The sequence below is a fragment of the Klebsiella sp. JN_Kp127 genome (genome assembly GCF_040062505.1).
GTDB classification, from domain to species: Bacteria; Pseudomonadota; Gammaproteobacteria; order Enterobacterales; family Enterobacteriaceae; genus Klebsiella; species Klebsiella quasipneumoniae.
Window position 1 is genome coordinate 108,828 of record NZ_JBEAHS010000005.1, and the last position, 20,436, is coordinate 129,263.

Annotated in this window: 17 protein-coding genes and 2 pseudogenes; 11 read left to right on the forward strand and 8 right to left on the reverse strand. The window is 60.2% G+C overall.

Annotation, left to right across the window (positions count from 1 at the left end; translation table 11 throughout):
* Positions 1–7: 7 nt before the first annotated feature.
* The 5 genes from ABLV04_RS04005 to ABLV04_RS04025 all read left to right on the forward strand — a co-directional run bounded on the left by ABLV04_RS04005 (position 8) and on the right by ABLV04_RS04025 (position 4,827).
* Entirely contained in the window at positions 8–1,528 is a 1,521-nt protein-coding gene (locus tag ABLV04_RS04005) for an amino acid ABC transporter permease/ATP-binding protein (RefSeq protein WP_348815374.1), read from the forward strand.
* Positions 1,529–2,257 (forward strand): class II aldolase/adducin family protein, encoded by a 729-nt coding sequence (locus ABLV04_RS04010; protein ID WP_032453783.1) that lies wholly within the window; start codon positions 1,529–1,531, stop codon positions 2,255–2,257.
* A gap of 5 nt (positions 2,258–2,262) precedes the next feature.
* Positions 2,263–3,195 (forward strand): glyoxylate/hydroxypyruvate reductase A, encoded by a 933-nt coding sequence (locus tag ABLV04_RS04015; protein ID WP_348815376.1) that lies wholly within the window; start codon positions 2,263–2,265, stop codon positions 3,193–3,195.
* A 60-nt stretch (positions 3,196–3,255) separates the two neighbouring features.
* Positions 3,256–4,050 carry an SDR family NAD(P)-dependent oxidoreductase gene (locus tag ABLV04_RS04020; RefSeq protein ID WP_048335058.1) on the forward strand — a complete coding sequence of 265 codons (795 nt, stop codon included), beginning with the start codon at positions 3,256–3,258 and terminating at the stop codon, positions 4,048–4,050.
* Between the two features lie 156 nt (positions 4,051–4,206).
* Complete coding sequence (locus ABLV04_RS04025; protein ID WP_023290731.1) at positions 4,207–4,827, forward strand: hypothetical protein; 621 nt, start codon at positions 4,207–4,209, stop codon at positions 4,825–4,827.
* Between the two features lie 54 nt (positions 4,828–4,881).
* On the opposite strand, the pseudogene ABLV04_RS04030 reads toward ABLV04_RS04025, so the two are convergent.
* A pseudogene (locus ABLV04_RS04030) lies at positions 4,882–5,734 on the reverse strand (transporter substrate-binding domain-containing protein).
* Positions 5,735–6,198: 464 nt separating this feature from the next.
* On the opposite strand from ABLV04_RS04030, the gene ABLV04_RS04035 reads away from it, so the two are divergent.
* Entirely contained in the window at positions 6,199–6,750 is a 552-nt protein-coding gene (locus ABLV04_RS04035) for a fimbrial protein (protein ID WP_023290733.1), read from the forward strand.
* A gap of 36 nt (positions 6,751–6,786) precedes the next feature.
* Positions 6,787–7,476, forward strand: a complete 690-nt coding sequence (locus tag ABLV04_RS04040; RefSeq protein WP_044524452.1) for a molecular chaperone — start codon at positions 6,787–6,789, stop codon at positions 7,474–7,476.
* Here the strand turns inward: ABLV04_RS04040 and ABLV04_RS04045 are convergent.
* The 5 genes from ABLV04_RS04045 to ABLV04_RS04065 all read right to left on the reverse strand — a co-directional run bounded on the left by ABLV04_RS04045 (position 7,473) and on the right by ABLV04_RS04065 (position 14,825).
* Positions 7,473–8,567, reverse strand: a complete 1,095-nt coding sequence (locus ABLV04_RS04045; protein WP_348815377.1) for a fimbrial protein — start codon at positions 8,565–8,567, stop codon at positions 7,473–7,475. The two genes, ABLV04_RS04040 and ABLV04_RS04045, sit on opposite strands and share 4 nt — an antisense overlap.
* 7 nt (positions 8,568–8,574) lie before the next feature.
* A complete protein-coding gene (locus ABLV04_RS04050) occupies positions 8,575–11,130 on the reverse strand; it encodes a fimbria/pilus outer membrane usher protein (RefSeq protein ID WP_102004654.1) in 2,556 nt (851 codons plus the stop codon).
* 36 nt (positions 11,131–11,166) lie between these two features.
* Positions 11,167–11,829, reverse strand: a complete 663-nt coding sequence (locus tag ABLV04_RS04055; protein WP_147734083.1) for a molecular chaperone — start codon at positions 11,827–11,829, stop codon at positions 11,167–11,169.
* Between the two features lie 194 nt (positions 11,830–12,023).
* Complete coding sequence (locus ABLV04_RS04060; protein WP_023290738.1) at positions 12,024–12,605, reverse strand: fimbrial protein; 582 nt, start codon at positions 12,603–12,605, stop codon at positions 12,024–12,026.
* A 699-nt stretch (positions 12,606–13,304) separates the two neighbouring features.
* A complete protein-coding gene (locus tag ABLV04_RS04065) occupies positions 13,305–14,825 on the reverse strand; it encodes an aldehyde dehydrogenase family protein (RefSeq protein ID WP_032453792.1) in 1,521 nt (506 codons plus the stop codon).
* Positions 14,826–15,088: 263 nt separating this feature from the next.
* Between ABLV04_RS04065 and ABLV04_RS04070 the strand changes: the two genes are divergently transcribed.
* Entirely contained in the window at positions 15,089–16,876 is a 1,788-nt protein-coding gene (locus ABLV04_RS04070) for a sigma-54-dependent Fis family transcriptional regulator (RefSeq protein WP_348815379.1), read from the forward strand.
* 32 nt (positions 16,877–16,908) lie between these two features.
* Here the strand turns inward: ABLV04_RS04070 and ABLV04_RS04075 are convergent, their stop codons facing one another.
* Positions 16,909–17,805 (reverse strand): LysR family transcriptional regulator, encoded by an 897-nt coding sequence (locus ABLV04_RS04075; RefSeq protein WP_275257100.1) that lies wholly within the window; start codon positions 17,803–17,805, stop codon positions 16,909–16,911.
* 103 nt (positions 17,806–17,908) lie between these two features.
* Here ABLV04_RS04075 and ABLV04_RS04080 point away from each other — a divergent pair, with 103 nt between their 5' ends.
* From ABLV04_RS04080 to ABLV04_RS04090, 3 genes and pseudogenes are all read left to right on the forward strand, one after another.
* Positions 17,909–18,514 (forward strand): NAD(P)H-dependent oxidoreductase, encoded by a 606-nt coding sequence (locus ABLV04_RS04080; RefSeq protein ID WP_048298082.1) that lies wholly within the window; start codon positions 17,909–17,911, stop codon positions 18,512–18,514.
* Positions 18,515–18,590: 76 nt separating this feature from the next.
* On the forward strand, positions 18,591–18,890 hold the full coding sequence (locus tag ABLV04_RS04085) for a metalloregulator ArsR/SmtB family transcription factor (protein WP_002914277.1): 300 nt from the start codon (positions 18,591–18,593) through the stop codon (positions 18,888–18,890).
* A 7-nt stretch (positions 18,891–18,897) separates the two neighbouring features.
* A pseudogene (locus ABLV04_RS04090) lies at positions 18,898–19,444 on the forward strand (rhodanese family protein).
* Here the strand turns inward: ABLV04_RS04090 and lpxO are convergent.
* Positions 19,425–20,327: a lipid A hydroxylase LpxO gene (gene lpxO, locus ABLV04_RS04095; RefSeq protein WP_032453800.1), complete on the reverse strand. Its 903-nt coding sequence runs from the start codon at positions 20,325–20,327 to the stop codon at positions 19,425–19,427. The pseudogene ABLV04_RS04090 and the gene lpxO sit on opposite strands and share 20 nt — an antisense overlap.
* Between the last annotated feature and the right edge of the window lie 109 nt (positions 20,328–20,436).

Sequence of the window (20,436 nt, forward strand, 5' to 3'; positions counted from 1 at the left end):
AGTCAGTATGGCGTTCGATTGGGGATACTTTTTTTCATTATTTAGCATTGGGGCATTCTGGCAGGCGTGCGTGACGGTTATCGTGATCAGCACCTTGTCCTGGGGGATCGGCCTGGTGGTCGGTTTTCTGCTAGCCTGCGCGAAGCTCTCGGCGCCGCGCTGGATCAAGATCCCCGTCGAACTCTATATCTGGTTTTTCCGCAGCGTGCCGCTGATGGTGCTGCTGGTGTTTGTCTACAACCTGCCGCAGCTGTTTCCGCTGACCCAGCCGCTGCTCGGGGTGCCCTTTATCGCCGGGCTGGTGTCGATGACCGTCACCGAAGCGGCCTATATGGCGGAGATCCACCGCGGCGGGCTGTTGTCGGTGGCCAAAGGGCAAAGCGAGGCGGGCCATGCGCTGAGCTTCAGCTTTATCGGCATCCAGCGGCTGATTGTTATTCCTCAGGCGTTTCGCATCTCGTTGCCGACGCTGATCAATGAATACATCACCATCATTAAGCTGAGCTCGATTTTATCGGTGGTCTCCTTACCCGAGCTGCTGCTCACCGGCCAGCGCTTGTATGCGCAAAATTTCCTCGTGATGGAGACGCTGCTGGCGGTGGCGGTGTACTACGTCATGGTGGTTACCGTCTTCACCTGGCTGTTCCGGGCGCTGGAGAATAGCCTCGATATTCAGCGCAAGCGTCCGCAAACGCTCAGCGAGGCGGAATGCCAGGCGCTGCGCCAGAGCCTGCCGGCGATGACGGAAGCGATCAACACCCCGGCCGTCAACGGCGCGCCGCCGGCGCTGGATCTGCGGGGCATCCGCAAATCCTGGGGCCAGCATGAGGTGCTGAAAGGCATCGACCTGCAGGTAGATAACGGGGAGGTGATCAGCATCATCGGCCCGTCCGGCTCCGGCAAAACAACCCTGATCCGCACCATCAACGCCCTCGAAAGCATTGATGACGGGGAGATCATTCTCTACGGCGAGGACTATCTGAAAGGCGGAGCCATCGTCGATAAGCACCAGATGCGCGCCGGGGTGCGGCGCATCGGCATGGTCTTCCAGAGCTTCAACCTGTTCCCCCACCGCACGGTGCTCGACAACGTGATGCTGGCCCCGCGCTACCACCAGCTGCTGGATCAGCCGGTCGCCCGCGAGCAGGCCCTGGCGCTGCTCGACCGCGTCGGTCTGCTGGCCCATGCCCACAAGTACCCCGGACAGCTCTCCGGCGGCCAGCAGCAGCGCGTGGCGATCGCCCGGGCGCTGGCGCTGAAGCCGGACATCATGCTGTTTGACGAACCGACCTCGGCGCTGGATCCCGAGCTGGTGGGCGAGGTGCTGAAGGTTATTCAGTCGCTGGCCCGCGAAGGTATGACCATGCTGATTGTTACCCACGAGATGGACTTCGCCCTGTCGATTTCCGACCGCGTGGTGCTGATGGAGAACGGCGTGGTGCAGGCCGACATCGCCCCGCAGGTGATCCGCAGCCCGCTGGAGGCCCCTTCTCTGCAACGAATCCGTGAATTTATGGGAGTGCACTAAATGGCAACTGAGCAACACCTGCGCCAGCAGCTGGCCGCCGCCTACCGTCTGGCGGCGCTGTTCGGCTGGGAGGATACCCTCTACACCCACTTCTCCGTGCGCCTGCCCGGCGACGGCGAGCCGCGCTTTTTAATTAATCCCTTCGGCATGATGTTTGATGAGGTCACCGCCAGCAATCTGATCGTGGTGGATATGCAGGGCAAGGTCGTAGAGGGCGAGGCGCCGGCTAACTCGGCGGGCTTCACCATCCACAGCGCGGTGCATATGGCCCGGGAAGACGCCCACTGCGTGATCCACACCCATACCCTGCCGGGGATGGCGGTGGCCGCCTGCGAGGACGGCCTGCTGCAGCTCAACCAGATCAGCACCGAGTTTTACCAGCGCGTCGGCTACCACCCCTATGAAGGGGTGGCCTTTGACCTCGACGAACGGGCGCGCATTCAGCGCTCGCTGGGGAATAACATCGCCATGATCCTGCAGAGCCACGGCCTGCTGTCGGTGGGCCGTACCGTGGCTGACGCCTTTTACATCATGTTCTACCTCAATCGTGCCTGCGAGATCCAGATGGCCGCCGCCCAGCTGGCGGCCCTCAGCCCGATCCACACCATCGCCCCGCACCTCAGCCAGCACGCCTGCGAGCAGCTGATGGGCGTGGAGCATGAACGTCAACAGGTCTGGCAGGCGTGGTTGCGCCGTCTTGACCGTCTCGATACTTCTTACAAAGACTAACGCCTATGTCCGATATCACTATCGTGGTGGATTGTAACGACGCGGATTTCGCCCGCGATATCTGCGCCGCCCTGCAGCAGTTTCCCGACGTCACCGCGCTCCTGCCCCATCACCAGGCGGCGCGCGACGCGCAGTACGCCAGCTGCTGGTTCCCTAGCCCGCAGCTGTTGACCCGCTCGCCAGGGCTGAAGCTGATCCAGGCCGCGTCCGCCGGGGTCGATCATCTGCCGCCCGCGCTGTTCGCCAGCGATATCCCGCTGTGCCGGGTGATCGATGAGGACTTTCGTCACGGCATGTTCGAATATGCCCTGTGGGGCGTGCTGTGGTTCCAGCGTTATTTTGACCGGGCGCTGGCCCACCAGCGGACCCAAACCTGGAAGCTCTATCCCCAGCGCGCCGCCGCCGACTTCCATATCGGCATTATGGGACTCGGCGAAATTGGCGGCTATATCGCCGACCAGCTGGCCCGCCTTGGCTATCGGGTCTCCGGCTGGTCGCGCAGTGAGAAGCAGCTGGCTGGCGTCACCAGCTACCGCGGCGAGGAGGCGCTCGACAGCTTCCTCGGGTCGCTTGACGGGCTGATTAACCTCCTGCCGCTCACCGCGCAGACCCGGGGTATTCTCGCCGCGCCGCTCTTCAGCCGGCTTCCCGCCGGGGCGGTGTTAATCAACTGCGGGCGTGGAGAGCATATGGTCAATGAGGATGTGCTGGCGGCGCTGGAGAGCGGCCAGCTCGCCGGAGCGGTGCTCGACGTCTTCCCGCAGGAGCCATTGCCGGCGGACGATCCGCTATGGCGCCATCCGCAGGTGGTGATCACCCCGCATATGGCCTCTGCGGCCCCCGCCGAGGTGATCGCCCGCCAGCTGCTGGAGAACATTCAGCGCCAGCGTCGCGGGCTGCCGCTCAAAAACCTGGTCAATAAGCACGCCGGTTACTGATCCCCACCGATACCGCCGCTGCTACGCTTAATGGGAGATCCACAACCAGAAGGCAGGAACATGAAGATTGATTTATCGGGGAAAGTCGCGCTGGTCACCGCCTCCACGGCGGGTATTGGCTTTGCTATCGCCAAAGGCCTGGCGGAGAGCGGCGCAGAGATCATCCTTAACGGGCGCAGCGAGCAGAGTGTGAACGCCGCGATCGCCCGCTTGCAAAATGAGGTGCCGGGGGCGAAAGCGCGCCCCGCCGTCGCCGACCTCAGCGGTGCCGACGGCGCGGCACAGCTGCTGCAGGCCGTGACCGGCGTCGATATTCTGGTCAATAACGCCGGGATCTACGGCCCGCAGGATTTTTACGCCACCGATGACGCGACCTGGGAAAACTACTGGCAGACCAACGTCATGTCCGGCGTGCGCCTGTCGCGGGGGCTGCTGCCGGCGATGGTCAGTAAAGGCTGGGGACGGGTGGTGTTTATCTCCTCGGAATCGGCGCGCAATATCCCGGCGGATATGATCCACTATGGCGTCACCAAGACCGCCCAGCTGTCGCTGGCCCGCGGCCTGGCGAAATATGTCGCCGGCAGCGGAGTGACCGTTAACAGCGTTCTGCCGGGGCCGACGATTTCCGACGGCTTTGCCGAAATGCTGAAAGACGAAGTGGCGAAAACCGGCCAGTCGCTGGAGGAACTGGCGAAAGCGTTTGTCATGACCCATCGTCCGAGTTCGGTGATCCAGCGGGCGGCCTCGGTGGAAGAGGTCGCCAATATGGTGGTATACGTCTGCTCGCCGCAGGCGTCGGCCACCTCCGGCGCCGCGCTGCGCGTTGACGGCGGCGTGGTGGATGATATTCTCTGACGTCCTCTCATTCAGGGGAGTCCCCCTCCCCTGTCGTCTTTCCCGGCGCTAAAAAGCGCAAAACGTTAAAAAACCGCCGCAAAGTCGCACAAAGTGAACAGGAACATGTATTCCCAAAACTTATGATATTTGTTTTAAATATAAGTTGTGGTGTTAATGTCTCTGTTACGAAGCTTGCTTTTCTTTCTCGGCGCGGCGGTCGCGGCCGCCATCGCGGTACTCTGCCTGTGGGTGGATATTCGGGTATTTGGCAACGACATCCCGGAGGTGTCGCTCACCGAAGTGGTTCAGGAGAGCGTGCTGGCCGTCATCGTGTTGGTTCATCTTCTGCTGGCGCGCAAATATGCCCACCTGCGCTATAGCAATATCCTCATCGGCGGCTTCTTCCTCGCCATGCTGATCCGCGAACTGGATGGCCTGTTTGATTTACTCTCCCATGGCAGCTGGGTGTGGTTTGCCCTGCTGGCTACCGCAGGGTCCCTGCTGATGCCGCTGCGCCATTTGCGCCAGACCCTGTCGCAGCTGGCGGATTATACCCGCACCCCGTATTACGGGATGATGATCAGCGGCCTGCTGGCGATTCTGGTCTTCTCGCGGCTGTTCGGTATGCACGGCCTGTGGTACGCCGTGCTGGATGAGAACTACGCTCGGGTGGTGAAAAATACGGTGGAGGAAGGCAGCGAGTCGTTTGGCTATATGCTGTGCCTGACCGCCACCCTCGGCTACGCCTGCTACTTCCGCGACCTGGCGCGACAGACGCTGTCGCCGCAGCGCTGACCGCGGCCGACAACCACCGCCGGACGCGCCCGTCGGCGGTGGGGCCCTCAGCGCTTAACCGCGAATTTTCCACTTCCGTTTGAGAACCTCTTTATCCTGGCTATCCAGCCACTGGTTCACTTTCTCCAGCAGCGCCGGATTATCTTTACTCATCATATACACCTTGTCGCTGGCGGTGCCGGCGAACGGCGTCTCGTTGGCGACGCAGAACACGCCGGGCTCTTTGCTCTGGTAATAGTCGCCTTCGATCAGATCGGTCACCATCATATCGGCCGTTTTCTGCCGCAGCGCCTCCAGGTTATCGACGTTGTTCTTCACGCGAATGATCTGCGCCTGCTTAATATGCTCATCGACAAAGCTCTGGTTGGTGCCGCCAGGGTTGACGACCACCTTCACCTCCGGACGGTCTATCTTCGCCAGCGATCCAAGCCGGGGGGCGGCCTGACAGTTGGCTAAGGCGATTTTACCGTTCGCCACCACCGGGTGGCTGAGGGCGAACTCCTTCGCCCGCGCCGGGGTCTGCGTCACGCCGCCCATCGCAATATCAAACTTGTCCGCCTGCAGATCGGCGGCGAGCGCCGGCCAGCTGGTGTAGACGAAGCTCACCTTCAGCCCCAGCGTGCGCCCGAGATCGCGGGCCATGTCCACGTCATAGCCCTGCAGCTCGCCGGCGGTATTGCGAAACGCCAGCGGGGCGTAGTCGCCCGGCACGCCGACCTTCAGTTCACCGCTGCGCTCAATGGTTTGCATATCGCGCGCCTGGGCGCCGCAGGTCATTATCGCCAGCGTCAGCGCCAGCCCCACCGTCAGTTTCATCTCGCCATCCTTATTGTTATCGGGTTTTCGCGCCGGGGTGGCCGGCCGCTTCTCAGTCAACATCATCCGCAGCGCGTAACAGGGAATTCATCCTATTTTTAAACATCGGGACATACAACCCGACGATCGGGTTGCCGATCGCAAATCTGAAAACGAAACAGGGCTATCGCCCGGTGAATGATTTCTCATCCGCCGGGCGTAGCTTTACGCCAGCGATCGTATTTTCCAGACTGACGCCGTGCCGAATTAAGCACAAAAAACAGCAGCAAGAGCGAAGTAACCAATTGAATTAATGAATAATTTATTTAAATACACGATATTTCGCGTTCAGACACCGACAACTACCGTCTTATTTACTCCAGCATTCCTCCACAGTACTATCCCGGAAAACGCAGGTAATAAATAACAAGCATATATTAATTCCAGGCGACAATATATTTGCCAAATAAATGAATTAATAAAAAACATGCCCGATTAAAGTCATTTTGTGCCGTATCTGACCCGCAAAATAATGACCCTGGCGCCAGGTTTACCGGCACGACAGGAGGAATGAACATGAAAATAACCACCCTGGGTCTGGCGATGCTCTTCGTCGGACTGGCCGCCGGCCCGGTTTACGCGGCAGACGGCACGCTAAATTTCATCGGCAGGGTCGTGAACGGCGCCTGCAAACTCGAAGGGGCGGGCAATAACGGGGTCATCGACATCAGCATGGGCGATATTCCGCTGTCGAGACTGAAAAACAGCCAGTCGGGTACCGGGCCAGCGGTCGGCGTCGATATTCGCGTCAAAGATTGCGAGAAAGGCACCTACTACATTGTGGTGGATGGCCCCTCTCCCACCGCCACGCCTGAAAATCATGTGCTGGCCCTCAACGATAGCGGTAAGCCGGCCGGCAGCGTGGGTATTCTGCTCACCGACCGTACGGGGACGCCAATCGGCCTCGATGCACACCTCGATCCACAGCACGATCCCCGCATTGAGATCCCGGTGGACGGCGGCTCCGGCACCTTCAGTCTGAAAGCCTTCTATTACACCTGGGATAAAGCCCACGTACTCCCCGGCGACGGCAACGCAACGGCCCGGTTTACCATTATGCAGGAATAGCTTCCCGGTCAGGGATGAGACGTAAAGGGAGCGAAGATGAAAATACAGCTGGCTGTTCTGTTTAGCGCCATGACCTTTCAGGCCTGCGCCGGGATCACCATCGATGCCACGCGGGTGGTCTACTCAGGAAAAGACAAAGCCGCCACCCTGAACATTCATAACCGCAGCCGCACACCTTATAAAGTGCAGATCTGGCTGGACGCCGGGCTCAACAGGTCGCGCGTCGGCCTGCCGATGGTGGCGACCCCGCCGCTGGTCTATTTATCCCCCCAGCAAACCGCCCAGCTGCGCTTTATCTATCTCGGCGGCGGGCTCCCCGCCGATCGGGAAAGCCTGTACTGGGTCAATATTCAGGAGAATCCGCCGCCGTCAGACGGTAACCATACGCTGCAGTTTATCGTCCGCACCCGCCTGAAGCTCTTTTATCGTCCTCCCGCCATCGCCACCACCCTCGCCAGAGAGGTGCGAAAGCTGCAGTGGCAGCAGAGCGGCAATAACCTGCGCTTAACTAACTCAGGCCCACTGCATATCACCCTGGTCAACGGGGCGCTGATCGATAATAAAGGCCACATTTCGCCGATGAGAAACGTGATGCTCCGGCCGTACAGCAGCTATACCGTGTCAACGACCGACAGCGCTCGCCTGTACAAGCTGAACTATATCGACGATGACGGCGCGGTGGTGGCGATCCCCCTTCAGGCGGCCTATGCTCCGGCCCCACGCTAGTTATACTCGAGGGCGAAGGTCACCATGCTGTCGGCTGTGCCCGCCGTCACCGTGGCGTCAGTTTGCACATACTGGGCGTTAAAATTGATGGCCTCAGCCGTGCCGGCGTTACTGCCGGTTACCCTTTTCAGGATCGGCAAGTTGCTGGCCTCATTGATTTTAACGCTGGAGCCATCGGACACTGCCGCGCCGGGGTTATTGCCGTAGGTCAGCTTCACGCCGACGCCGCTGGCGCTGTTGCTGGCCTTGCTTAGCGCCAGGGTATCACTCTCCACGCTGACGCCGAAAAAGCCGATGCGCACATCGGTCGGCGACGGACAGAACACCGGGATCGAAAAGCGCTTCGCCTGGCCGCCGGTGCTCCCTTTACCGTGAAACTCCGCCCGGTTTACCGTGCCCAGACTGACCTGGATCGTTGAGGTCGCCACCTGGCAGCTGCCGCTGCTGCCAATGTCCACGTTCAGGGCGGCGATATCAATGCTGACCGGCGCGCTGGCGACAAAGCCGGCGTTTCCGTTGGCCTGCTGTTCAATGGTCACCTCCCCTACCTGCGGCAGCGGCGACGAGTTGGTATGCGTCCCGTCCGCCAGCTGTACCGTACCGGTCTTATAGAAGGTTACCGCGATCCTGACCGTCGTCTGCTGCTGCGTCATGAGCGCCGGGAGCATCGTGCTGTCGCAGACCACCACCGACTCGCCGCCAGCGGAGTGGCTGCCGTCGATAGCGCGCATCGGGCCGCCGGCGCACTGGAAGCTAAGCGCGTAGCCGATGCCGTCGATGGCGCTGGGGTAGACGTGCTGTCCGTTAATCACCACCGGCGAGCCGCCGGTTTTCAGCTGTTTGTAGACAATGCGTTTGGCGCTCGCCGTCGGCAACTGCAGGTCGCAGGAAAAGGGGATCCCGCTGCCGTTATCCGCCATCGCGCTGGTCATCTGGGTATTGACCGGCAGCGTGGGCAAATACTTGATATTGGGAATATTGACGGTGGTCTGGCCGATATTCGCGCGGCAGTTTTCAGCCCGCGCGCCGGGAAGATAGCCGCTCAACGCCAGCAAAAAGAGAAAAGGAAGTAGACGAAAAACAGATTTCATAGCCGCCTCAGCGTGACTGGCACAGCCCGGAGACGGTTTTCACCGTATTCAGACTCTGCTGTGGGTTATCCGCAAGATGAAAATGCATCGTGCAACTCTGCGACTGGTTATTGACGACCCAGCTCACCGCCAGGGTTCCCTCCTGCGGCACGCCGCTGAGGTACACCTGACCGCCGTCGGCTACCATGCCGCCCGGCGCATTGCCGCTCTCCTCCGTCCCGACCAACCGTGCGCTGGCGCCAAAGGGTAACGGCCCCTGCGCGTTGCGCAGGGTAAATAGCACCCGGTTGCCTATGCGGGTCCGGTAGTTGGCCATCACCACCGCGCCGCCGCCAGGGATCACCGTCTGACCCTGCTGGTCGACGTCGGTGTCGTCTGCCATCGACTCCGTGTCGAGGGTAATGACATTTTTCCGGTAGGTGGTCAGAGACGGCACCACGGCATAGCCGCGCCAGTCGGTGTGCACATTGTTGCCGTTTTGCACCGCCACGCCGGCAGCCCCCGGCGCGCGGACGATGGCGAAGCTCTCGCCCACCGTCTGACCGAAGGTCACGCCGTGCGGATGCGCGACCACCGAGCCGGCGCCTCCCCAGGTCAGCTGATTACTGGCGGCGTCATGGCGATAGCCGAGCTGCGCGTTGCCGAAGCCGCCGTGGTAGTCCAGGGCGACGCTGCTGTTGGTGCCCCGCCCCTGGTTGCCGTAGCCCTGCTGAACCGAGTAGAACAGATTCGGCCGCGTCGGCACCGCGCCATACAGCGACACCTGCTGCGAGGTATAGCCATTGCTGTCCGAGGTGGTGTTGTAGCTCACCGCGCTGTCGGACAGCGGACCGCCCAGCGGAATATTGATATTGAAAGACCAGGAACGGTCATTTTTTTGCTGGCCGCTGGCGCGGGTGTAGTAATAGCCCACGCCCCAGGAGATCCCTTTCCAGGCGCTGTAGAACCCGAGATGCACCGTCTCATCCCGACTCTGCCGGTGCCAGTATTCCTGCGACCAGGCGGAAACCGCCAGACTGCCCAGACCGCCGAGGCTTTGTGACACCGACACTTCCTCCCGGCGGCGCCGGTTATCCACCTGCCCCTGCGCGCTTTCGAGGGCGCTGGCTTCGGCAAAATCGTAATAGCCGCTGGAGGAGTAGCGATAGCTGGCGAGGCTGAACGTGGTGCCCGAGCTGACGAAATCTTTCTGATACTGAGCGCGCAGCGAATGGCCCGCATAGCGCTTGCCCGACGGCGTACGGGTGACGGCCTGGGTGACGTCGCCTCCCAGCGAACCGAACTCGCCAAAGCCGCGGCCCAGGCCCAGCGCCCACGACTGATAGTCCTGGGCCAGCTGCGTGCCGCCGTAGAGGGTAAATCCCGCCGACAGACCATAGAACAGGGTGCCCTGCAGGAATTCCGGCGAGCGCACCGAATCCGCCCCGGAGTGGTAGCGACCGGCGCTGAGGCTGAATTTGCCGCGCCCTTCGCGCAGCATGTAGGGCACGGCGGAATAGGGCTGGGTAAAGGTGCGCACCGAACCATTGCTCTCGGTCACCTTCACCTCCAGATCGCCGCTCTGCGAGGTGGGATAAAGATCGCTGATGGCGAACGCCCCCGGCGACACGAAGGTTTCGTAGATCACATACCCGTGCTGGGAGACGGTCACTTTGGCATTGCTGTGCGCCACGCCGCGGATGGTAGGGGCAAAGCCGCGCTGGCTGTCCGGGAGCATCTCATCGTCAGACATCAGCTGGACGCCGCGAAACGGGATGCTGTCAAACACATCGCCGGTGGTGTAAGTATCGCCGATCCGCAGCAGACTCTTCAGCGAGCGGACGTCGCGCTGCAGCCAGGTGCTCTGTGAATCCCAGTGCCGGCGCTGCTGGTCGTACTGCATTGAGGAGATATTGCGCAGCCGCCAGGCGCCCAGGTTCACGCCGCTGCGTAAATTGAGATAGTTTGAGCGGCTGCTCTCCCCTTCATCGGCATTCTTTATCTGCGCGCCGGAAAAATAGTAATCGACAAACGCGGCCGGCACGCCATCGTCCCAGCGCGAGGGATCGACATAGCCGCGGCTTTGCACGTTCATCGCCGCCTGGGGAATGCTCAGCGTCAGGCGCTGGTTAGCGAAGGTGAAGCGGCTGCTGGCGTCGGGAATAAACTTCTCGATCCGGGTGAAGGTCTCACCTTCATGCAGCGTTTGAAAAGTCGGAAACGCGCTGACGTTGACCCCATAATCCGCCAGCTGCCCGGGCGTCAGCACCGGCTGCAGCTGCCCGCCATCGTCAACAAAGGTGATATTGGCCTGGCCCAGCTCCTGGTCGTTAACCACCACGGTGACAGGATAAGTCCCCGGCTGCTGCCCGCCGGGTTTGGCGAAGTAGTGCAGATCGGAGGTTTGCTGCTGCGGGTCGGCAAACTCCAGCGCCGCCGGATCAAAATAGTCGTCGGCCAGCGCCCGGCTCAGCGGGCTGAGACAGCACATCATCGTCGGCAGCGTCGCCAGCGCCAGCGCCCGTCCGGCGGTGACGGGCAACGCGGCATACTCCCGCACCCTGGCTGTTGTTATTCTTTTCATGCTGGCGCCGTCCGGTAAGCTCATCACAAAGGGGAATTACTGCTGGGCGTAATCGCTGACGCCGCCGTAGTCGTTAATCGCCCGCCATTTGACGGTGCCGTGCCCGCTCACCGGCCACGTTTTCTCGCCAAAGGGGGTCACCATGCCAGGCTCGTCGATTGCCTGCCCGCCCACCTCGACGGCGTAAAAAGAGACAAAATAGGGAGTGGGGTTTGCCACCGTCAGATGACCGCCGGACTGGCTAAACTTCAGCTGCTGCCAGGCTTTAGCCGGGTCGCCCGCCAGGCCGTTGGGGCGATAAAAGATTTTGAATTTCGACTTAATATTGACCTGCAGCTTGTTCACCTCGCCCTTGGGCGTCGGGGCGATACTTTTGACGTTCAGCCAGTAGACCGATTCACGATCGCTGGGCAGCGAGGCGCCAATAAAGTTAATGCGCAGGACGTTATTTTGCTCCGGATCGAGACGGAATAAGGGCGGCGTAACAATAAAGGGCACCTTGGCCTTATCGTTTTCCGCGTAATTTTCCACCCACGACTGCACCAGATAGGGCGTATGGGTATCGGCATTAGTGACTGAAATAGCGGCTTCACGCTTCCCTTCCTGATAAATCACACGGGTTCCACCCATGACAATACCGGCCTGCGCTGCCGTGGAGCACAGCAGAAAGGCCGCAACGGCAATTATTTTCTTCATCATGACTTACCATCAGGTAAAAGTTGAACAAACAGTAAAATAAAGCAGGGAATATCAGAGCCAGTACCCGTCGGGATAATTAGCAAAAACAACTATACCGTCACGAATATATTTCGTGACTTTATGACAATTATCACTTTAGCTATCTGCAATTAATCAGGACGCAGTGGACTGACTCTGAATAGCGCGCAATATGATTAGTTATAAATCATATTGAAATTAGCCGTACCGTTGGCATCGCCAGCCGTCACCGCACCGGTGGAGATATAGTCGGCGAAAAACTCGAGGTCGGCAGTGCCGGTGCCGGCAGTCGCGCCCGCAACGACATTTTTGGCTTTCGACACTTTGCCGAGGCTGACCGCCGTAGACTTGTCATCTTCATACAGCTTGATCGCCACGCCAGCGGCGCCGCCGGTGGTCGCCAACAGCGTGTTATCGGACTGATCGCGCGCGCCGTCAAACAGCACCGCGACATTTGTCACGCTGGCAGGGCAATCTTTTACTTTGATATGGAAAGGCGTTTTGGTGGTTTCAAAACCTGTGCTGGTAAAATAGGTGCTGGCCCATTTGCCCAGATCCACCGTCTGGCTGGTGGATGCGCTGTCGATATTGCAGGAGCTGTCGGTGATTGATCCATTGAAGATAACCTGTCCGCCGGTACCCTGGGTACCCGCGTTGGAGCCTGGGTTAACGTTAATGGTTGGCGTAGTAACAGAAATTGCAGCGCCAGAAACCAGCGCTCCCATGAGAATTGCCATAATACGAAGTTGCGTTTTCATTATTTATCTCATCGTTAACGAATATATTTTCCCGTCATCGACAATAGCCCCATGGCTATCGCGAAACGGCTCGTCCATTCCTCCCTGTAAATGTTCATTGCGTTCCTTCCGCAGGATAATCGGCACACGTCCTTTAACTCCGCTTTATTTCGCCGAAAGGTGGCCATGAATAACAAGCAGAAGAAAAAGAGTTATTTTGATGTGCGAAATAAATATATTACCCGATGTAAAAAAAGGCAACCTGATGAAATGTTACATACAGGTTAACGACTATACTCGGCATAAAGTTATTTTTTGAAATGGCATTTCAATGTTAATTTACATATCTATACAAAAGAAAATTAAATACCTCTCAACAACAACACGTCCATTTTATTAACAAATTTAAAGGTAATTGCTCAAAAAAGCGTCTTGTTTTATTGTGCTCAAACCCGTTGCCACTAAAAAATTAGGAATTTTCCTGGTATTAATCTTCATCATTTCTACACAAATTAAGGCAAAGCGCTCCTGACCCGCGCTGTAATTTCTTGTTCTGGAAGTGTTTTTGTTTTCAAATGAAAGCCATTACTTCATTAACCCAAATGTATTGCCGTGATCCGCCACCGTAACCGCTCCCTTTCACAGGGTTATTTTGACGCAAAAAAAATCCGCAACCCGAACGGATTGCGGACTGAGGATCAATCAGTAATGAGATGGCCTTCAGAACAGGCCCAGCGGCGCGGTGCCGTAGCTCACCAGCAGGTTTTTGGTTTGCTGATAGGCATCCAGCGCCATCTTGTGCGTTTCCCGCCCGACGCCGGACTGTTTATAGCCGCCGAACGCCGCATGAGCCGGGTAGACATGATAACAGTTGGTCCATACGCGACCGGCCTGAATACCGCGCCCCATGCGATAGGCGAGGTTGGTATCGCGCGTCCACACCCCGGCGCCGAGGCCAAACTGGGTCTCATTGGCGATAGCCAGCGCTTCCGCTTCGTCCTTAAAGGTGGTCACCCCGATCACCGGCCCAAAGATCTCCTCCTGGAAGGAGCGCATATCGTTGCGACCTTTAATCAGCGTGGGCTGAATATAAAAACCATTATCCAGCGCCGGCGCGATCGCCGCCCGCTCGCCGCCGGTGAGGATTTGTCCGCCCTCTTCCCGGGCAATCTGAATATAGGAGAGGATCTTGTCGAACTGCTGGCGGGAAGCCTGGGCGCCGATCATGGTGTCGGTATCTAACGGATCGCCGCGACGGATCTGCGCCACCTTCTCCATGACCCGCGCCATAAAGGGCTCATAGATGGATTCATGGATCAGCGCCCGCGACGGGCAAGTACAGACCTCACCCTGGTTGAAGAAACCGAGCACCAGCCCCTCCACCGCCTTCTCAATAAACTCCTCTTCACCCTCCATCACGTCGGCGAAGTAAATATTGGGCGATTTGCCCCCCAGCTCGACGGTGCAGGGGATAATATTCTCCGCCGCGCAGGCGAGAATATGTCGCCCGACCGGCGTGGAGCCGGTAAACGCCAGCTTGGCGATACGCTTGCTGGTGGCCAGCGCCTCGCCCGCCTCTTTGCCGAAGCCCTGCACCACGTTCAGCACCCCCGCCGGGAACAGATCGCCGATCAGCTCCAGCAGCAGGGTAATACTCAGCGGCGTCTGTTCCGCCGGCTTGAGCACCACGCAATTACCCGCCGCCAGGGCCGGGGCCAGCTTCCACGCGGCCATCAGCAGCGGGAAGTTCCACGGGATAATCTGACCAACCACCCCCAGCGGTTCATGGAAATGGTAGGCCACCGTAGTTTCGTCAATTTCGGCAGTGCTTCCCTCCTGGGCGCGCAGGCAGCCGGCGAAGTAGCGAAAATGATCCACCGCCAGCGGCAGGTCGGCATTCAGCGTTTCGCGGATCGGTTTGCCGTTGTCCCAGCTCTCCGCCACCGCCAGATATTCCAGATGCTGTTCAATACGGTCGGCGACCTGCAGCAGCAGCCTGGAGCGCTGTTGCACTGAGGTTTTGCCCCACGCCGGCGCCGCACGGTGGGCGGCGTCGAGGGCGAAGTCAATGTCTCTGGCATCCGACCGGGGAAACTGCGCAATGTTGCTGCCGTCTACCGGGGAGGTATTCATAAAGAATTCACCGCTCAGCGGCTCGACAAATTTACCGTCAATAAAGTTGCCGTAAGCGGATTTCAATGAAACCAGGGCGCCGGGCTGGCCAGGGTGTGCATAACGCATCGCAAATCTCCTTCTGTAGGGTTGAGACGCAGCGGCATATTGATTTTTTAAACTTGCCGCCGAACGCTTCTCACTTTGCAGGGGTTATGCCAGTTTTTCATTTTCTCTAAATATGTTTATTTATTAACAGGTTGTATTCACTGGCTGGGCAGATGGTCAGCCACTGTCGCACGGGTTTCCACTTATGTGTTGCAAATCGCAACACCAAATAAACCAAATAGCTACAATATTGCAACACAGCAACATCGACCCAGAGGTGCCCTGTGCCAGGCAATCCCTTTCTTCTCGCCCCAGAGGTTAACGCCAATCCCCTGCTGAGCGATTCATGGTCTCGCTGCCAGCGCTACGGTCTGGATCCCGCCACCGAGGATTTTCCCCGCCTCGACGCCGGCGAGCTGGCGGACCGGCTCGCCAGCCACCGCAGCCTGCAGCAGCTGGCGCAGCCGGTGGTGGAAGCCCTGTCGCGCCAGGTGGCGGACCTGCAGTCGGTGGTGATCCTCTCCGACCCCGGCGGTCTGGTGCTCCATACCGTCGGCGATACCCAGGCGATGCAGAAGGCTCAGCGCGTCGCGCTGGCGCCGGGCAATCTGTGGAGCGAAAGCGGACGCGGGACCAACGCCATCGGCACCGCGCTGGCGATTGACGACGGCTGCGAAATCGATGGGCGTCAGCACTTTCTCACCCGCAACCAGAATTTGTACTGCGCGGCGATGCCGCTCCAGCGGCCGGACGGAAGCATCGCCGGCGTGCTGGATATCTCCGGCCCGGCGGATTTTCCCCACCAGCACACCTTTGGCTGGGTGAAAGCGGCGGCAAAGCAGATTGAGTATCTGTGGGTGAAGCAGAGCCTGCATCCTGAGCAGTGGCTGATGAGCCTCCACCGGCAGGTGGACAAGCTCGACAGTGTGGAGGAACTGCTGCTGGTCTTTTCCGACAACGTCCTTACCGCCGGCAACCGGCTGGCGATGCGCGAGTTCGGCCTGAGCGCGGCGCAGTTTGGCCAGCTCACCTTTGCGTCGCTTTTTCCGACGCTGACGCAAACGGCGGTCAGCGTTCCCCTGCCCCTGACCACCCCGCAGGGCCGCTATCACTATCGCCTGCGCGAGCCCACCCGCCGCCGGGTGGCGGTGAGCGCCCCGCCGGCCATGCAGCTCCCCTTCACCAGCCCGCGGGAAGGCGAAAAGCTGCTCCGGCTGCTTAACGCCGGCATCGCGCTCTGTATTGAGGGGGAAACCGGCAGCGGCAAAGAGTATGTCAGCCGCACACTGCACCAGCACAGCCGCTGGCGCAGCGGTAAATTCGTCGCCATTAACTGCGCCGCCATTCCGGAATCGCTGATCGAGTCCGAGCTTTTCGGCTACCAGCCAGGGGCGTTTACCGGCGCCAGCAAAAACGGCTATATCGGCAAAATCCGCGAGGCCGAGGGCGGGGTGCTGTTTCTTGATGAGATCGGCGATATGCCGCTGGCGCTGCAGACCCGCCTTCTGCGAGTACTGCAGGAGAAAGAGGTCGCCCCGCTCGGCGCCAGCCGCAGCGTGCCGGTGAACTTCGCCCTGATCTGCGCCACGCACCGCAACCTGACCCAGCGGGTCAGCGCCGGCGAATTCCGCGAAGATCTGCTGTGGCGCCTGCGGGAGTACGCCCTGGCGCTGCCTCCGCTACGCGAGTGGCCGGCGCTGGAAACCTTTATCGCCACCCTGTGGCGCGACCTGGGCGGCGCTTCGCACCGGGTGACGCTGTCCACCGCGCTGCTGACCCACCTCAGCCAGCTGCCGTGGCCGGGAAACGTGCGCCAGCTGCAGAGCGTCCTGAAGGTGATGCTGGCTCTGGCCGATGAGGGCGACACGCTGACGCCCGATGCGCTGCCGGACGCATACCGCGCTGCGCCTGCGCCGCTGCCGCGCGGGGGGTTACAGGCCCATGACGAGCAGTTGATTGTCGATACCCTCGCCAGGGTCAACGGCAACGTCAGCCGGGCGGCGCAGATGCTGGGCATCGCCCGCAGCACGCTATACCGCCGCGCCGCCCGTGCCGGACGGCCACGCCGCTGAGGCGATGGCGTAAAGCGCGCCGGCCGCGGACGCTACGCCAGACCCAGCCCCGCCCGCAGGGCATCGATCGTCACCCGCGTTTTTTGCGGCAGCCACGGCCCTTCCGGCCACACCGCGTGAATGGCGAAACGCACACGGTCGCTGGGCGCCAGAACCTGCTGCAGCGTCCCGTCGGCGAGCGCCTGCGCCACCAGCCAGTCCGGCAGCCAGGCGATGCCCATTCCCTGCTGCGCCGCAGCGGCGATGGCGGCAAAGTCATCCTGCACCAGCCACGCCTCCGGGGTGAAGCGCACTTCGCCCTGCTGCGGGTCGTAAAGTTGCCATTTTTGCAGCTGACCGTTATGCAGATAGCCGAGGGTGCGATGCTCGCTCAGCCCGGCGATGGTCTGCGGCGCCGGCTGGCGACGCAGGTACTCCGCCGCCGCGCACAGCACCATGCCATGCCCCCCCAGCGCCCGCGCCCGTAGCGACCCGGTATCGGCCAGGCTCCCGATACGCACCGCGAGATCAAACCCCTCTTCCAGCAGATTGACCTGCCGGTCGCTGTAGTGGAGCTCGAGCTTCAGCAATGGATAGCGCTGGCTCAGGCGGAACAGCAGCGGCGCCACGCAGCGCTGGCCAAACAGCACCGGCAGCGAAATCCGCAGCCGTCCCTGCACCTCGCCTTTGCCGCGCTGCAGCGCTTCTTCGGCCTCGCGAATGCGTCCCAGCGCCTCCCGACACTGGTGATAAAATTGCTCTCCCTCTTCCGTCAGCAGTTGCCTGCGGGTGGTGCGCTGGAATAACGCCACGCCGAGACGCGCTTCCAGCCGGGCAATGGTTTTTCCCACCGCCGATCGCGTCACGTGGAGGATCGTCGCCGCGCTGGCAAAGTTACCGCTCTCGACCACAGTGACAAACACTGGGATCGCGTTCAGATCGTCGCGCACAGATTGGTTCCTTACGGGATACAATAGAGGAAAATAATGTCACTCCAGAGAGAAAAAAGACAGTGTTAGTCTCTGCTTCTATCCTTCACTTGAGGCACTCATCATGGCTAACGTTCTGGTATTAAAGTCCAGCATTAATGGCGAAACTTCCCTGACCAATCAGCTGATTAACGAATTTCTCGCGGCGCGCCAGGCGGCGGGCCGCCACGATCGGATCCGCGAACACGATCTCAGCGCTATGGCGCTGCCGACGCTGGATGGCGCGCTGTTTGCCGCCCTGCGCGGGGCGGCGGATCCGCGGCCGGCCATCCGCGCGGCGGTAGCGCTCTCCGACCAGTTTATCGCCGAGTTAAAAGCCAGCGACCTGCTGGTGATCGGCGCCCCGATGTATAACCTCAACGTCCCGACCGATCTGAAGAAATGGTTCGACCTCGTGGCGCGGGCGCGGGAAACCTTTCGCTACACCGACAGCTGGCCGCAGGGGCTGGTCGAGGGCGTCCGGGCGGTGGTCGTCAGCAGCCGCGGCGGTGTTCACCAGGGAGAAACCACCGACGCCGTCACCCCCTATCTGCGCGCGGTGCTGGGGCTGATGGGGATCCATGAGGTGGAATTTATCTATGCCGAAGGGCTGGATAACCGCCCGCACGGTCGCGATGCCGGGATCGCCAGCGCCCGGGCGCAGATAGCCGATCTCGCCGTTCCGGCCTGAGTCGCGGGGAAAAAGGGGCTGGCGCTGGCGGCTTTTTTATTTTAGAGTTATCTAAATTTAGAAAAAGCTAAAATACATGACCACACCCGAAGACCTGCAGGCCCGCGCCGGCGAAGCCGCCGCGCTGATGAAAGCGATGAGCAATCCTCACCGTTTGCTGATCCTGTGCATGCTGTGCGACGCGCCGCGGGCCAGCGCCGGTGAACTGGCCCGCGCTACCGGCCTGAGCCCTTCCGCCACCTCGCAGCACCTCGCGCGGATGCGTGACGAGGGGCTGATCGACAGCGAACGCGACGCTCAGCGCATCCACTATTTCATCACCCATCCTGCGGTACAGCAGGTGATCAACACGCTGAAAACGCTCTATTGCCCGTGAGGATCCTATGACCATCGCCACCTTAACCCCTGCCGAAGCCCGGGTGCAGATTGCCCAGGGCGCCAGATTGATAGATATCCGCGATGCGGATGAATACGCGCGCGAACATATTCCCGATGCCGAGCTGGTGCCGCTCGCCACCCTGAACGGCGGCGCGACCCTAAACGCCCGGGCCGGCGAGCGCGTGATCTTCCACTGCCAGGCCGGCTCCCGGACGCAGAACAACGCCATTCGTCTGGCCGCCGCCGCCGCGCCGGCGCAGGTCAGCCTGCTGGCGGGCGGGATTCAGGCATGGAAAGCCGCGGGGCTCCCGGTTGAGGAAGATAAATCGCAACCGCTGCCGCTGATGCGCCAGGTGCAAATCGCCGCTGGCGCTCTGATCTTACTGGGGGTGCTGCTGGGCTATACCGTGAACGGCGGCTTTTTCCTGCTCAGCGGCGCGGTCGGCGCCGGGCTCACTTTCGCCGGGATAACCGGCTTTTGCGGCATGGCGCGCCTGCTGGCGATCATGCCGTGGAACCGGCGCCAGGGGAGTTAAAACGCACTCCAGATAAGCCAGGCAATGCCGCCGAAAAGCAGCCATTTGACGACGTAATAGACCGTCTTATTCCATTTTTTCAGCCGCTTGCCGACAATGCGGATCTGGTAGATATAGCGAAACGCCCGGTTAATTCCGCCAGTGCGATCGCTGGCGTCGTTGGGCGCCGAGGCGGCGCTCATCAGATTGCGCCCCAGCCAGTGGTTGACCTTCTGCGCCCAGCGGTAGCGCATCGGCCGTTCAATATCACAGAACAGAATCAGCCGATTCTCACCGCTGGTATTTTCCGCATAGTGGATATAGGTCTCGTCAAACAGCACGCCTTCCCCGTCGCGCCAGCTGTAGCGCTGACCATCCACCTCGATAAAGCAGCGGTCATCGTTCGGCGTCGCCAGGCCAAGATGAAAGCGCAGGGAACCGGCGTAGGGGTCGCGATGGCGCGGCAGACGGCTGCCGTCCGGCAGGGTGGCGAACATGGCCGCTTTCACCGACGGAATATCCCGCAGCAGCGCGGTAGTTTGTGGGCAAAGCTGGCTGGCGGAGGGATGGGCATCCTCATACCATTTCAGATAAAAGCGTTTCCAGCCGGTTTTAAAAAATGAGTTAAATCCGGCATCGTTATATTTATCGGCCGCTTTAATCTGCTCCAGCTGCTGGAGGCGGATGCCTTCTTCGCGAATAACCAGCCAGTTTTGTTGCAATATCGCCAGCTCGGGAAACATCTCCGGGCGCAGATAAGGCGTATTCGGCACGCGGGAAAATAAATACATAAATCCATTCAACGGCGCGGTAAATGTGGAATGGTCGGAGAGCTGTCGCCAGAAACGATAGCGCACCCGTCCGCGGTAATGGACATACAGCACAGCAATAACAATGATCAACAGAATGATATACTTCATGGTGTCTTTCCTGACCTGATTGATGGTAACCCTACCCTCGCCGTCCCCCTTGTCAGCAGCGGTATGGCGCCAGCAAAACATTAACAACATTAATACATATACCTCCAAA